A 14,943-nucleotide genomic window follows, 5' to 3' on the forward strand; every position below is an offset into this window, starting at 1 on the left:
TAGGTCTTTCTGCAATCTGCATCTGCCAGATGGCACCAGGTGCCTTGAAACCACATTTCGCACCATTCACCCGGAGACAATAGCAATATTTCATCAGGGTGAAGTGTAATTGCCAGGTTTGGTGGTGAGATAGGTTTTGGATAGATCAGGAACCGGGAAGTAATTCGCACCGTAACCCGCAAATGCTTTCCACGGCGTACCGCGCGGTAAACCCATTTTTTGGGGTCGTTATGCTGGAAATTTCGGAGAAAGTGGTTCTTCTTCAATTTTGGTGGTAAATAAACGATAGAAGTCCCTGGTATTCGTTATCCGTATAATGAATGCCACAAAAATAATCTTCAATCCTAAGGATCCCTTTCGGGTTATTTCTGTAGATAACCAAATCGATAGGTTAAATATTTATGTTCAGAGTAAACGGAAAAGCAGCCACTGTCCCAATTGCCTGGAGGCTTCTTCTAGGACCCACAGTTATTATACCAGAAAGTTTATGGATTTACCTTCCTTTGGGAAGTCCACTACAATATTCTTGAGGGCACGTAAATTTTACTGTCGTACTGATGAATGTCCATTCAAGGTATTTACAGAAAGATTTAACGATCATTTCGAACCATATAAGCGATTAACAAATCGGCTTAGTGAAACTTTATTGAAAATTGCCCTGGAAGCTGGTGGAAAGTCAGGAGAACGCATTTGCAGACAGTGTTCGATCGGTATCAGTGACAGCACACTGTTACGCATTATTTATAATGCAGATTTACCGAATTGCAAAGAAGTTATTGCGCTGGGAGTTGATGACTGGGCGATAAAAAAGCGTGACCGTTACGGTAGTATCCTGGTAGATCTCACCACAAATAAACCTATCGCACTACTTGCCGACAGAGAAGAAAATACGCTTACAGCTTGGTTAAAAGATAGACCGGAAATACAGATCGTATCCAGGGACAGGTATGGTAATTATCAGCGGGCAGCGAGTAAAGGTGCTCCACAGGCTGTTCAGGTAACCGACAGATGGCATCTTTTAAAAAATCTGGGAGAAGCTGTCCGAAAAGTCATCGATCGTGAGCATGCTTCCATGAAAAAAGTTCGTACAGTGTATAAGGAAACAAGACAGGCCAAGATTGAACCACCAAAGAGTCTTGCTTCTGAACGCCAGCATGAAAAGTTCAGGGAGGTCAAAAAAATGCTCAATGAAGGTGTTTCTATCAAGGAAATCGCCAGAACTTTTAAAATGAGCCGTATAACAATAAGGAAATACAGGTATTGTGAGGAACTTCCAAGGAGAAATTACCCCAGTCCTTCTGGATTGGAAAAGCATCTGACCTACATAAAAGAAAGGTTAAAAGAAGTGCCTGAACTTCAACTGAAACAGTTACTTGCTGAATTGACAGACAGAGGATATCCTGGTGCATATAGCACACTTTCAGACGGACTAGCCAGATATGGCTTTGCGCTAGGTAAGAAAAGGGGCAGAAAAACAATACTACCGTCCAATTTGGCACTATGGAGGCCATCAAAGACATCAATGCTATTTTTCGGAGATAAGCAAAAATTGACCACGCAAGAACAGGATATACTTGAGGGATTGTGTAAACAGTCAGTGACACTGAACCAAACCAGAGAGATAGTAGTACAATTTCGCCAAATGATGCTGAAGGAGCGCACTAGTGCTGGATTGAAAGAATGGATATGGAAGGTAGAAAACTCGGCTATACCAGAGCTAAGAGGATTTGCTAATGGACTACTGCAGGATTTTGAACCTGTAAAAAATGCATTCGATTATCCATGGAGCAACGGACCGGTTGAAGGGAACGTAAACAAGCTCAAAACTATTAAACGACAGATGTATGGCCGCTCATCACTGAATCTCCTAGAGAGAAGGCTAGTGTTGACACCATCATAACCACCAAAATTGAAGAAGAACCAGAAAGTAGCCCCCTTATTACGGGGCAAAGTGGCCACCAGAATGGCTACCGGATGCGGTGATATTATTCCTTTCCCCTGAACAAATATACCTAAAATCACTGACTACCTCTGGCTACCGGTTAGCACATTCCAAAAACCTGCAGCATTTCCTATACAAACCAATTTTTGCTGGCAAAAGCCCTTTTTTGATCAGTATTGTCAGAGAAATTTGCCCCGGCCTCAAATAAAGCGCTATAAGCACATGCAAAAACCCCAAAGCCCCTTGGTGTCAGCCCCTGTGACTTCGTGATTCTGGCAGGCTTATTTTGGCTTTATTTCAAAACATCGAAGCTTGACACTACAAGTAGAAATCGTGCTCAAATGGTAATTAATGGCCACTTTGCTCCGTAATTGGTGATCAGTTTAAACCGAAGAGGGGTGTAAGGTAACGCTAACAAAAAATGGCGAATGTGGCGAACTAAATTCGTAGCTTTAAGTATGCTATTAATCTGTAAAGAATATGGTAGCAGATTTATATATTCGGGTCAGCACTGAAGAGCAAAAACTTACTGGTTTCTCCCAACGTTACCAGGAGGAAATACTAAAATCCTATTGTGCAATTCATTTCCTAACTATTGGTCGAGTTATTTTCGAAGATTACTCAGCAAAAACTTTTGACCGCCCGGCCTGGAAAGCACTTCTCAACGCCTATCGCACCTACAAGCTGCCGACACCCCGCTTATTACTAGTCACCAAATGGGATAGATTTAGCCGCAACACTGCCGAAGCCTACCAAATGCTGGGGAAATTATCCAAGCTTGGCGTGGAAGTCCGCGCTATTGAACAGCCCGTGGATATGACTATTCCTGAAAACCAAATGATGCTGGCGTTTTTTCTTGCCGTACCTGAGGTGGAAAATGCTCGCCGATCGCTCGAAATAAGAAAGGGGCAACAAAGAGGCATAACAGAGGGTCGATGGATGGGCCTGGCGCCGTATGGTTACGTCAACAAGTTGGATACTAAAGGCACTAAATACATAGAACTGATAGAAATGCCATCTCAGATCATACGCTTCGCTTTTCAACAGCTATCTACGGGAATCTATTCTGTAACCGAAGTCTTCCACCATGCAGTGGATTATGGTTTTAACAAAAGCATTAATTGTTTTTGGAGGGTTATTCGCAATCCGGTGTACTGCGGTAAAATAGCGGTTCATAAAAGTGGCCTGGCCTATACAGTTCCCGGGCAACACGAAGCTGTTATTTCCGAAGAATTATTTCTAAAAGTGCAGCAGATCTTAAACCGAAAAAAGTTAGTGACTAGAAATACTATTACAAAAGATCTACTACCATTCCGAGGTTTACTACTTTGCCCTGTATGTAACCGGATTTTGACAGGAAGTGGATCAACTGGAAAAAGTGGAAAAGTTTACTATTACTATCACTGCCATTCGCTGTGCCATGTGCGATTCAAGGCACAACAAGTCCACGAACATTTGGAAATGTTTATAGGCACCTTACATCCTACCTCAATATTTAACCAACAATACAAAGATTTAGAAAAGCAACTATCAGCCCTGCAGTTAGAGAAACATCTTCTCGCCAATGGTAAAGCCCTGAAAAAGGTCGAAGCATTTAAACAAAAGCTTCAACGCCTCGACAAACTTCTGCTGGAAGGAGCAATTGAACTGACTCACTATAAAATATTAAAGCAGGAATGTGAAGCTGAGTTTGCGATTGTAAAAGATGCGTTTGCGATATCGTCTTCGAATCTGGAACATATGCGTCAGTTACAAAATCAAAGCACTCCTGGTTTAGGCAGACTAGGTGAACTTTACACCAGTTTAAATGCCGAAAAGAAAAAGAGGCTGGTTTCCTGCTTATTCCCCTTTGGATTAACATATACACCGAACTACTTGGTCTTAGGAGAAATAGCTGAAAGTCTTCAAATCATCTTCGAAAAAAATGGATCATCAGGGCAAAGTACTCAGCATCATCAAATTATAAACCCATCAATTTTTGAAGTGGAAGATGCAATAGATAGCACTATACTCAGCAAATTAATAACGGCAATTCAAGAAAGCGACTCCCATATACAACTTAAACAATCAAGGGAAATTGCTTCATTTTTTCTAACCATCGCGCAAATGACGTTAGATCTATGATACATTAGTGGTGTTCGAATCCACTATTGATGGTAGTTCGACTTTCCCTTCAAGTCCCAATCATAACACCCATATAATACCATTATGAATATATAATTACCATTCTTCGGAATTTACATATTACAATACTAATCTGTATAATAGATTAATTACCAGTTACATTTGGTGGAATCTCAAGCATTATTGGGCAAAAAAAATATCTATCCCGTTAAGAGATAGATATTTAAAGGAAATTATATTTCCAGGTGGAGCTGGCGGGAGTCGAACCCGCGTCCAAACATATTCCCGGAAAGCTTTCTACATGCTTATTTCCTTATTGCTTTTTCGAGGCCTGGCAGGAACGGAACAAACCAACCTTGCCCTTATCCGTTAAGTTTTTCGTTGCACACTCACAGAAACCATGTGCACTTATCCATCTGTGGTTTTGATTCAGCGGCGGGAGTCGCAGTAGGACACAATTCCGGCGGCTATAATGGGTACCTAATCTGATTAGGCAGCCATGGCGTAGTTAGATTCGCCAATTAAAGTTTGGGTATTCAGATTTACGTGCTAATTATCCAACGCACGACATGCTTACACTTTCAAAGACCTATGCTGTCAAAACCGGTCAGCCCCGGTATTTTTGCTCTGCAAAGATACGAATAATTCCTGATTTATTTTCCGGTGATCGCTCGCCAGATATCCAAACCGTTCGCATACAACAGCAAACCGAACAATAACACCATCCCCACGATCTGCGCATACTCCATGAACTTCTCGCTCGGCTTGCGGCCCGTAATGATCTCATAGATGAGGAACAACACATGCCCCCCGTCCAGCGCGGGTATCGGGAGAATGTTCATGAACGCCAGGATGATGCTCAACAGCGCCGTCAGCGTCCAGAAACTCTGCCAGTCCCACTCGGACGGGAACAGGTTCCCGATGCTCATGAACCCGCCCAGCGACTCACTGGCCTTCACTTCCTTGGAAACGAAAATCAAACGCAATTGCTTCACATAGTCTACCAGCGTTTCGATGGCCGTTGTAAAACCTGCCGGGATCGCCTCGCCGAATGTATAATGCTTCGTTACGAATGTAAGATGCCTGTCAGGGAAAACATTCACGCCCAGGTACCCCGCAGCCGGGATCTTAGCACTTTTCACGAGCGTATCCGCCCCACGTTTCACTGTTACGGTCACCGTTTTACCGGAGTCCTTCACCACCAATTTCGATATCTCGTGGAAATAATGCACCGGCTGGTCATTGATCGCCAGAACGGTATCCCCGGCCTGCAATCCCGCCTTGAATGCGGGCGTCTCCTCCTTTTTCACTTTCGAAATAACGGTATCGATCACCGCCGGCAGGCGGACTGCCGCGATGGCCCCTTTCTTCTTGATCGTACCGCCCACAAATCCGGCTTTAATGTGCAAGTCGATCTGCTTTCCGTCGCGGATCACCTGGATGGTTTTGGCTTCGTCGAGGATGACGCCTTTGGTGATATCGCGAAAATCTTCCTTCTTTTCGCCATCCACTGCAATGATCATGTCGCCTTCCTTCAGCCCGATGCTGTAACCCACCGAATCCGTATGGATACCGTATTTCACATTGTCGACCGGCAGGATCTGCTCGCCCCAATGCCAAAGGATCATCGTATAAATCAGAAAACCCAGTACCAGGTTCACCGTCACCCCGCCGATCATGATGATCAGGCGCTGCCAGGCCGGTTTGGACCGGAACTCCCAGGGTTCCGGTGGCCGGTTCATCTGCTCCTTGTCCATACTCTCGTCGATCATCCCGGCGATCTTCACGTAGCCGCCCAGCGGCAACCAGCCGATGCCGTATTCCGTATCGCCTTTCTTGAATTTGAAAAGGGAAAACCAGGGATCGAAAAAGAGGTAGAATTTCTCCACTTTCGTTTTAAACAGTTTGGCCGGGATAAAGTGCCCAAGTTCATGCAGGACCACGAGGATCGATAAAGAAAGGAGCAACTGGCCTGCCTTGACTAATATTGCGGTTGTTTCCATGTATTTGCTTGAAAAACCAGGTATTTTTTTGCGAATGTAAGTAATTAGGTCAGGCTATGTATCAATTCTGCGGCATGATCGCGGGCAGCTGTGTCGGCCTGGTAATATTGCTGTAAAGTCGGCTTCTCGACGAAGGGCACCTTTGCCATCGTTTCCTCGATCACCTCCGTCATTTGCAGGAACCCGATCCTGTTTTTCAGGAAAGCGTTCACCACTTCTTCGTTGGCAGCGTTCATAACGCAGGCGGCATTACCGCCCTTGCGCAGCGCCTCCATGGCGATCGCCAGGTTGCGGAACGTTTTTACGTCGGGCTGTTCGAAGGTCAGGGAAGGATAATTCTTGAAGGAAAACCGCGGGAATTCGTTGACCAGCCTGTCCGGATACCCCATGGCATACTGGATGGGCAGTTTCATGTCTGGCAATCCCATCTGTGCTTTGATGGACCCGTCGGCGAATTGCACCATGGAATGGATGATAGACTGCGCATGGATGATCACCTCGATCTGGTCTGCATGCAAACCAAACAGCCATTTGGCCTCGATCATCTCCAAGCCTTTATTCATGAGGGTGGCCGAATCGATGCTTATCTTGGCGCCCATGCTCCAGTTGGGATGCTGCAGGGCGTGGTCTTTCTTTACGTTGATGAGGAAATTCGTCTTTTTGCCGAGGAACGGTCCGCCGGAAGCCGTCAGGATCACCTTTTCCACTTTGGAAAGCGGTTCGCCCTGCAGGCATTGGAAAATGGCGGAATGTTCGGAATCCACCGGGATGAGGGGAACGTTTTTCTTGCGGGCGGTTGCCATGACGATGTCTCCCGCCACCACAAGGGTTTCCTTGTTGGCGAGGGCCACGGGCGTGCCCTGCTCCAGGGCGCTCAGCGTAGGCGCCAGTCCGGCGAAGCCTACAACGGCAGACAGCATCAGGTCGATGGAATCCCATGCGGCCACTTCCACCATGGCGGAAGGGCCCGCAAACACTTTGATCCCCTGGTCGAATAAAACGTCCTTCACTGCGGCGTACTTGGTTTCATCGCCGATCACTACGGCATTGGGCCGGTGCTTCAGCGCCTGCTCGATCAGCAGCGCGTCGTTCGATTGTGCCGTCAGCACTTCCACTTCGAACAGGGCCGGGTGGGCTTCGATCACTTCCAGCGCCTGGCGGCCGATGGAGCCCGTAGACCCGAAAATGCCTATACGTTTTTTACTCATGATCAGATTGAATCTCTCCTTGCGTTTAAATTTAAAGGTTTTTTCAATTGCGGCGTGCGAAAAGGGCCGCCCCGCCTGTTCGGCGGGGAAATTAACCTGGGAAATGCCGTTTGTCAGCGGCCTTCCAGGTATTTGCCCAGCTCGTCCGCGATGGTACGGTCGTTGCTGAGGCGGGGCACTTTGTTCTGCCCCCCCAGTTTTCCGATGGATTTCATATAGTCGATAAACCCGTTCTTGCGTACCGGCCTGATTTTCAGGGTTTGCAGGATATTGCCGGTCAACAGGTCGTTATAATAAATATTCTGCTCCTGCATCGCCGCGTCTACCTCCTGCGCAAAGCCGTCGAGGTTGCCGGGCACGTCTTCGAACTCCACGAACCACTCGTGGTAAGGCAGTTCACCGTTCACCTGGATTTTGGGCGCAACGGTGAATTCGGTGATGCGGACGCCGTGGCGGCCGGCCACGCCCATAAGGCTGTGCTCCACTTCCTCGCCGATGACGTGTTCGCCGAAGGCGGAAATGAAATGCTTGGTACGGCCGGTTACGACGATACGGTAAGGGTTGCGGGACACGAACTTCACGGTGTCTCCTATATTATATGCCCACAATCCGGCATTGGTGCTCACGATCATGGCATAATTCACCCCTGTTTCCACGTCTTTGAGGGAAATACGGGTGGGATTGGGCGAAAAAATCTCCGCCGCAGGCACGAATTCGAAGAAGATGCCGGCGTTGGTGTTGAGGAGAAGGCCCTCCTGCTGCTGGGTGTCCTGGTAGGCGAAAAAGCCTTCGGACGCGGGAAAAGTTTCGATGGTGGTCACTTTCCGGCCGATGGAATCCATCAGTTTGGCGCGGTACGGCTCGAAGTTGACGCCGCCGTGCACGAGGAGGTTGAAGTTGGGGAACAGTTCGCCGACAGGCTTGCCGCTCCGGGCGATCAGTTCGTCGAAATACATCTGCATCCACGGCGGAATGCCGGAAATGAGGCGCATATCCTGGTGGATGGTCTCGTCCACGATCTTGCCCAGCTTGGTTTCCCAGTCTTCGATACAATTGGTTTCGTAGGTGGGGAGCTGGTTGGTACGGAGGTACCGGGGGATCTGGTGGTTGGCGATGCCGCTGAGCCGGCCGGTGGGGATGCCCGCGATCCTTTCCAGTTCGGGGGAGCCGGAAAGGAAGATGAGCTTGCCGTCGAACGCCGACGCATCGCCCGTTTCCACGACGTTGCAGAAAACGGCGTTACGGGATGTATTAAAGTGGTGATCGATCGATTCCTTGGAGATCGGGATGTATTTAACGCCGCTGGTGGTGCCCGACGTCTTGGCGAAGTACATGGGCAGGCCTTTCCAGAGGATGTTGTGGCGCCCTTCCTTGATTTTCTCGATCCAGGGCCGGAACTGCTCGTAGTCGCGGATGGGAACGGCCTGTTTATATTCCTGATAGGTGTGAATATTGTCGAATGTATGCTCTTTCCCGAACTCTGTTTTCCTGCCCGTCTTCAGCAAATCCTGGAGGATGGCCTCCTGGTCTTCCGCCGCCCGCATCATTTCCTTCTTCACCTTTCCGGCGATAATGGAAGCAAATGGTTTGGCCAGCAGTGATTTAAACTTCATGCCCCGTTATTTTAATGATCAACGTAAGTAACAAATGTATAAAAATTGTCCGCAAGTTAAGCGTTTTTAGAACCGGCCACTGGCGGGGCTTGCGGGGTGTAAAGCGGCAGGTGGCCTGCGGGTGCGGGGGAAGGGGGATATGTATACAATTGTTAAAAAAAACTAAAATTGTAAAAAGTGCGTATCTTTGATATGTAATCTACTATTTTTCAAGCCTGTAAAAACCCATGCCGGGTGAACAGGCACTAAAATTGCAGGAATTGTTTTGTTGATTAAAAAACAAAGTAATACCTTTGCAGGAAATTATTTTTGGAAATACTATGTTCGCAGTTGTAACAATCGCAGGTCAGCAGTTCAAGGTGCAAAAAGATCAGGAGATCTTCGTTCACCAACTGGCTGGTAACGTCGGAGATAAAGTAGAATTTGCAGAAGTTCTGCTGACTGACAACGACGGTAAGATTACCGTAGGTACTGATGTAAAATCAGTGATCAAGGCTGAAATTCTGGGCCATGTGCAAGGTGATAAGGTGATCGCCTTCAAAATGAAGCGCAGAAAAGGCTTCCGGAAGAAAGTGGGCCACCGTACCCATTTCACCAAGATCAAGATCAACGAAATTGCTTAAATTCATATTGACTAAAAGTTTCTAAAGTTATAATACAATGGCACACAAAAAAGGTGAAGGTAGTGTAAAGAACGGCCGGGATTCCCAAAGCAAAAGGCTCGGGGTTAAAATCTTCGGCGGTCAGGCAGCTGTAGCCGGTAACATCATCATCCGTCAGAGAGGCACCGTGTACCATGCTGGTTCCAACGTAGGTATCGGCAAGGACTTCACGATCTATGCGCTGACCGACGGTGTGGTGGAATTCAGGAAAGGTCGCGAAAACCGCACTTTCGTTTCCGTTAAATCATTTGACACCACTGCGCAGGCGGAAGCCTAATTCAGCGTAGTGTTTGCCATAAAGTTTTTTTAATACCCAATTTTAATTACTAACCCAAAATTCAAAAAACAATGGCAACAATTAAGAAAGCCGCTGCTAAAAAAGCTGCTCCGAAAAAAGCTGCTGCTAAGAAAGCCGCTCCTAAAAAAGCTGCTGCTAAGAAAGCTGCTCCTAAAAAAGCCGCCGCCAAGAAAGCCGCTCCTAAAAAAGCCGCTGCCAAGAAAGCTGCTCCGAAAAAAGCTGCTGCTAAGAAAGCTGCTCCTAAAAAAGCCGCTGCTAAGAAAGCCGCTCCTAAGAAAGCCGCTGCCAAGAAAGCTGCTCCTAAGAAAGCCGCTGCCAAGAAAGCTGCTCCTAAAAAAGCCGCTGCCAAGAAAGCTGCTCCTAAGAAAGCCGCTGCCAAGAAAGCTGCTCCGAAAAAGAAAGCTGCTAAGAAAGCTGCTCCCTCTGCTCCTGCAGCTCCGGCCATGTAAGATCGGATTTACAAACTGTAGCATAAAGAACCTCGATGAAAATCGAGGTTCTTTTTTTTGCTAACTTACACCCCTATGGATAACTACGTCATCGCCGATAACTTCTCCCTGCTCGCCAAACTCATGGACATCCACGGAGACAATCCCTTTAAAGCCAAATCCTTCGCCAACGCGGCATTCCAGATAGAAAAACTCACCGTTCCCCTCCAGGAAACTCCCAGAGACGCTATCTTCCGCATTAAAGGCATCGGCGAATCCACCGGCAAATCCGTTTGCGAAATGCTCGACACCGGCGCTTTCCCCCTCCTCGAAGTATACCTCGCCAAAACGCCCGCAGGCATCCTCGATATGATGCGCATCAAAGGCATCGGGCCCAAAAAGATCGCCACCATCTGGAAAGAACTCGAAATCGAAACCCTCGGCGAACTCCTCTACGCCTGCAACGAAAACCGGCTCACCCTCCTCAAAGGGTTCGGCGCCAAAACGCAGGAATCCATCCGCCAAAGCATCGAATTCTTCCTCTCCAACCGCGAAAGATTCCTCTTCGCCGAAGTAGAACCCTTCGCCAAAGAACTCCTCGCACTCCTGGAGAAATCCTTCCCCGGAACGCCCATATCCCCCACCGGCGCCTACCGCCGCCAGCAACCCGTTATCGATGAACTGGAATTCGTTGTAGGCACGCCCATCGACCACGTCTCCGAAACCTTCCATGCGCTGGACGGATTCGAAAGACTCGGCAATTCCGACGATTCCATCCTCGTTCAATTCCGTGAACAGGTCAAAATACGCCTCTTCGGCACCGCACCCGAACATTTCGCCACCAAACTCTTCACCACCACGGGTACCGACGCCTTCCTGACCGCGTTCTTCGCACGAGAAGGCGCTGCCAACGGCGGCACCGAATCCACCGAAACCGAAATTTTCACCCGCGCCGGCCTCCCGGATATCGCGCCCGCCCTCCGCGAAACACCCGATATCCTCCTCAAAGCCGCCGCCGGCAAACTCCCCCAACTCATCCAGGCCAGCGATATCAAAGGTATCATTCACTCCCACTCCCAATGGAGCGATGGCGCCAGTTCGCTGGAAGATATGGCCAAAGCCGCCAGGGATAAAGGTTTCGAATATCTCGTCATTTCCGATCACTCCCGCTCCGCGTTCTATGCCAACGGCCTGCAGCCCGACCGCATCCTGGCGCAACATGCGCAGATCGACGAACTGAACAAAAAACTCGCGCCCTTCAAAATCTTCAAAAGCATCGAAGCGGATATATTGAACGACGGTAGCCTGGATTACCCGGACGACATCCTCCGCAGCTTCGACCTGGTGATCGCCTCCGTGCACTCCAACCTCAAGATGCCGGAAGAAAAAGCCATGGCCCGCCTGCTGGCAGCCATCGCAAACCCTTACACGACGATCCTCGGGCATATGACCGGCCGCCTCCTGCTGAGCCGCAACGGTTATCCAGTCAACCATCCCGCCATTATCGACGCCTGCGTGGCCAACCAGGTAGTGATCGAACTGAACGCGCACCCGCGGCGGCTCGACATCGACTGGGAATGGATCTCCCTGGCCATCGACAAAGGCGCGATGCTCTCCATCGACCCGGACGCGCACACGATCGAGGGGTTTGCCGACATCCGCTACGGCACGCTCGCCGCGCAAAAAGGCGGCCTTACCGCAGACAAAAACCTGAGCAGCTTCAGCCTTTCCGAACTGGAAGCCTGGCTGGCGGCCCGGAAACAATCCAAAGGAATCTGACATGTTAATGAACGCATTCGCCCTGGCCGTTGCGCCAGGGATCGCCATCATGCTGGCCATTTATGCGCTCGACCAGCGTAACCGCGAGCCCCTGGGCCTGCTGATCCGCTGTTTCCTGCTGGGCGTCCTCTGTGTGGCTCTGCCGCTGTTCGTGCAGACGGTGGCGGCTATCCGCGGCTGGCAGCCTTCCGGCGACGGTTTGCTCAGCAGCGCGATCTATGCCTTCCTCATCGTGGGGCTCAGTGAAGAGGGCGGAAAATACCTCGTACTACGGTACTTCACTTACCCGAAAAAAGCATTCGACGAGCCGTTCGACGGTATCGTGTATTCCGTGATGATCGGGATGGGATTCGCAACGGTGGAAAACATCAGTTATGTATACCAATACGGAATGGCCACGGGTTGGGCGCGGATGTTCATTTCCGTGCCGGCGCATGCCTGTTTTGCGATTTTGATGGGTTATTATACGGGGTTGGCGAAGTTTATCCCCCAGCACAGGGGCACGTTGCTGTTCACGGGGCTTTTCTGGGCGGTGGTGTTCCATGGCGCGTTCGATTTCTTCCTCTTTATCGGCGACAGCATCTTCCAGGTACTGGCGTCGCTGGTGTGCCTTTTCATCGCCGTTCGCCTGTCTATCCGCGCGATCCGGCTGCACAGGGCTACTTCCCGCGAGTGGGAAAGGCTGCGGCAGGAAAATGAAAACACGGTAAAAATGGAAAAAGAGCGGGATCCGGATTGACGGGCGCCATTTATTTGCTATTCACAGGTTAATAACGGTATCGAAGCCGGGCCTTCGCACCACCCGCCGTCGGCCGGAACAAAGACCGGAAACCGGACAACACTAGTTGAATTTTCACTATAAAGGGGGATATCAGGCGAATTACCGGCATTAATCCGCTGTAAGCAACATCAGACAAGTTTGACGTTACTAACGCCGGATCAGGATTGGTTTTCGGAAATGCTTTTCCGGGTTAACCAGAAATAGAGCCCGTATCCCAGGAAGGGCACAAAAAATACCAGCATGAGCCATTTCAGGTGGTAAGGGCGGTTATTATCGGTCCTTTTAAAAGTATGAAGCACCACAAAACGGACCACCAGCCACAGGTGGGCAAGAAACAGTATCATGAGCAACACTTCCTCATTCATGGTCATCCGGTGCATTGGTATGTTTTAAATCTAGCAATTTTTCGGAAGAATGCATAAAAAAAGAGGCCCGACTTGACAATCAGGCCCATCCTCCAAATTAACTAGTAATGCAAAGTGGATATAAAAAGTTTGTGAAAGCAGATGTCATTGATTTTCAGGAAAGGGCCATGGCGAAGCGTTTTCCTTCTCTGTAAATCTACAAAAAATTAATTATATAGTTAGGATTGCTAAACTATTTCTGTAAGCCCGGCAGAAAATTTTCCGGTGGATGATAGTTTGAGTGGAGCAGTCGGAAAGGGGGTAAAATGAAAAGAGCCCGATAAGACAACCAGGCTCGTTTTTCTCCAATTTAGCTTAAGACAAAAATCCCTTATTCCCTAATAAGACTCTTTGAAATGCTTTTTGTAAGATCGCCGAAAGAAAAACTGAAAATAGAGCCCGACACGAACATCAGGCTCGAATTTTTCTCCAATTTAGCTTAAGACAACTCTTACTGCCATGCGTTGCCGCATCGGCAAATATCTTTGATGTTTAAAATCGGAATCGTGTTGGAAAGAACTTTGGTTGATCACTTTTACAACAGCCTCACTTATGGTGTCAATCTTTAAATCAAATCTAATTTAAAAAAATGAAGATTCAAAACCTTCACGTTAGGATAACTAACTATTAACCAAAATAAACCCGGATAAACAACTATGAAAGGCGAGGCGAAACATGTCGTGTATGCTTGTTCGGGAGTATATACGTAGCTGGATAAATTTCAGATGCAATTATCTGGATATTTATTTCACTAATGTATAAAATTTTATCCGTTAAAGCAATCGGGGAGCCGGTTTTTTATCTTTCTGGAGGCTGAACCGATAATTCAGCATCAGTTCGTGCGATCCGCCCTGCATGCCCTTCAAATGCGTGTTCGATGCAAAATCATACGAATACCCGAACTGGAAGTTCTTCGACACCTGCACCTGCACCGTTGCACAGGCGGATTTCTCCGTTCTCCAGGTTGCTCCCGCCCATAACACGTCCTTCAAAATGAACATCGCATTGATATCAGCCTGTACACCGGTCCCGCTCACCTGGCGCAAAACCACCCCCGGCTTAAATTTCAGGAAATCATTGATCTTGGTGATATAAGCCCCGTGCAGGTACATATGCCGCTTGAACTCCACCTTGTTCACCGATCCGCCCAGGTCGAAATTGTGGAAAGAGGGGGCGGAAAAGCCAATGAACCACTTGTCGGAAAATAACACGAAGCCGAAACCCACGTCGGTTTTCCAGTACGACTGGTTATTGGCGAACACCGGATCGTCAGGACTCCCAAGATGTTCGTTGTTCTCCCGGTACTGTTCCATCCCACCCTTCAGGCCCATCGCCAGGTAGAGTTTGTCATCCAGCTTGACCTTCTGGGAGATGTTCAAATGGTACCCCGTTTGGGAATACACCGTGATCTCGTCTTTCAGCGCCATAAACCCGACGCTGGTGCCCGTGGACCGGATAGGTGAATAGAAGGAAAACGTCGCAGTTTTGGGCGCGCCTTCCATCCCCACCCATTGGTTGCGCATCACCACGGTGGCGCTGCCGAACTCGTCCATGGAAGGATATCCGGGATTGATCACCATCCCGTTATACTGGTACTGCGCATACAGCGGCTGTTGCTGGGCGGCAGCTTCCCCGGCCACGAAGAGCGCGGCCAGGGAAAGGAAAATCTTTTGAATGCCTGTTTTCATCTGAAAAACATTT

Annotated in this window: 12 protein-coding genes and 1 other RNA gene; 7 read left to right on the forward strand and 6 right to left on the reverse strand. The window is 48.6% G+C overall.

The window, feature by feature from the left end; all coding sequences use genetic code 11:
- The first annotated feature begins 316 nt into the window (after positions 1 to 316).
- Together EJ361_RS18785 and EJ361_RS18790 are read left to right on the forward strand one after the other, a co-directional pair.
- A complete protein-coding gene (locus EJ361_RS18785) occupies positions 317 to 1,900 on the forward strand; it encodes an ISL3 family transposase (RefSeq protein WP_126247184.1) in 1,584 nt (527 codons plus the stop codon).
- Between the two features lie 522 nt (positions 1,901 to 2,422).
- Positions 2,423 to 4,066: a recombinase family protein gene (locus tag EJ361_RS18790; protein WP_126247185.1), complete on the forward strand. Its 1,644-nt coding sequence runs from the start codon at positions 2,423 to 2,425 to the stop codon at positions 4,064 to 4,066.
- Between the two features lie 243 nt (positions 4,067 to 4,309).
- Here EJ361_RS18790 and ssrA read toward each other — a convergent pair.
- The 4 genes from ssrA to EJ361_RS18810 form a co-directional block, all read right to left on the reverse strand.
- Positions 4,310 to 4,681: a transfer-messenger RNA gene (ssrA, locus tag EJ361_RS18795) on the reverse strand.
- Positions 4,682 to 4,719: 38 nt separating this feature from the next.
- Positions 4,720 to 6,069 carry an RIP metalloprotease RseP gene (gene rseP / locus EJ361_RS18800; protein ID WP_126247186.1) on the reverse strand — a complete coding sequence of 450 codons (1,350 nt, stop codon included), beginning with the start codon at positions 6,067 to 6,069 and terminating at the stop codon, positions 4,720 to 4,722.
- Between the two features lie 44 nt (positions 6,070 to 6,113).
- A complete protein-coding gene (locus EJ361_RS18805; RefSeq protein ID WP_126247187.1) occupies positions 6,114 to 7,277 on the reverse strand; it encodes a 1-deoxy-D-xylulose-5-phosphate reductoisomerase in 1,164 nt (387 codons plus the stop codon).
- A 113-nt stretch (positions 7,278 to 7,390) separates the two neighbouring features.
- Positions 7,391 to 8,890: a GH3 auxin-responsive promoter family protein gene (locus EJ361_RS18810; RefSeq protein ID WP_126247188.1), complete on the reverse strand. Its 1,500-nt coding sequence runs from the start codon at positions 8,888 to 8,890 to the stop codon at positions 7,391 to 7,393.
- A 293-nt stretch (positions 8,891 to 9,183) separates the two neighbouring features.
- Between EJ361_RS18810 and rplU the strand changes: the two genes are divergently transcribed.
- The 5 genes from rplU to EJ361_RS18835 all read left to right on the forward strand — a co-directional run bounded on the left by rplU (position 9,184) and on the right by EJ361_RS18835 (position 12,796).
- Positions 9,184 to 9,513 carry a 50S ribosomal protein L21 gene (gene rplU / locus EJ361_RS18815; protein ID WP_240646677.1) on the forward strand — a complete coding sequence of 110 codons (330 nt, stop codon included), beginning with the start codon at positions 9,184 to 9,186 and terminating at the stop codon, positions 9,511 to 9,513.
- A 37-nt stretch (positions 9,514 to 9,550) separates the two neighbouring features.
- Positions 9,551 to 9,829 (forward strand): 50S ribosomal protein L27, encoded by a 279-nt coding sequence (gene rpmA / locus EJ361_RS18820; RefSeq protein WP_109697096.1) that lies wholly within the window; start codon positions 9,551 to 9,553, stop codon positions 9,827 to 9,829.
- Positions 9,830 to 9,900: 71 nt separating this feature from the next.
- Positions 9,901 to 10,299, forward strand: a complete 399-nt coding sequence (locus EJ361_RS18825) for a histone H1-like repetitive region-containing protein (protein WP_126247189.1) — start codon at positions 9,901 to 9,903, stop codon at positions 10,297 to 10,299.
- 75 nt (positions 10,300 to 10,374) lie between these two features.
- Positions 10,375 to 12,057: a DNA polymerase/3'-5' exonuclease PolX gene (locus tag EJ361_RS18830; protein ID WP_126247190.1), complete on the forward strand. Its 1,683-nt coding sequence runs from the start codon at positions 10,375 to 10,377 to the stop codon at positions 12,055 to 12,057.
- Between the two features lie 7 nt (positions 12,058 to 12,064).
- Positions 12,065 to 12,796: a PrsW family intramembrane metalloprotease gene (locus EJ361_RS18835; protein ID WP_164714320.1), complete on the forward strand. Its 732-nt coding sequence runs from the start codon at positions 12,065 to 12,067 to the stop codon at positions 12,794 to 12,796.
- A gap of 200 nt (positions 12,797 to 12,996) precedes the next feature.
- Here the strand turns inward: EJ361_RS18835 and EJ361_RS18840 are convergent, their stop codons facing one another.
- Both EJ361_RS18840 and EJ361_RS18845 read right to left on the reverse strand, forming a co-directional pair.
- Positions 12,997 to 13,218 carry a PLDc N-terminal domain-containing protein gene (locus tag EJ361_RS18840; RefSeq protein ID WP_126247192.1) on the reverse strand — a complete coding sequence of 74 codons (222 nt, stop codon included), beginning with the start codon at positions 13,216 to 13,218 and terminating at the stop codon, positions 12,997 to 12,999.
- Positions 13,219 to 14,015: 797 nt separating this feature from the next.
- Positions 14,016 to 14,930 (reverse strand): PorP/SprF family type IX secretion system membrane protein, encoded by a 915-nt coding sequence (locus tag EJ361_RS18845; protein WP_126247193.1) that lies wholly within the window; start codon positions 14,928 to 14,930, stop codon positions 14,016 to 14,018.
- Positions 14,931 to 14,943 lie beyond the last annotated feature (13 nt).

Source organism: Chitinophaga rhizosphaerae (assembly GCF_003958645.1).
Lineage (GTDB): Bacteria > Bacteroidota > Bacteroidia > Chitinophagales > Chitinophagaceae > Chitinophaga > Chitinophaga rhizosphaerae.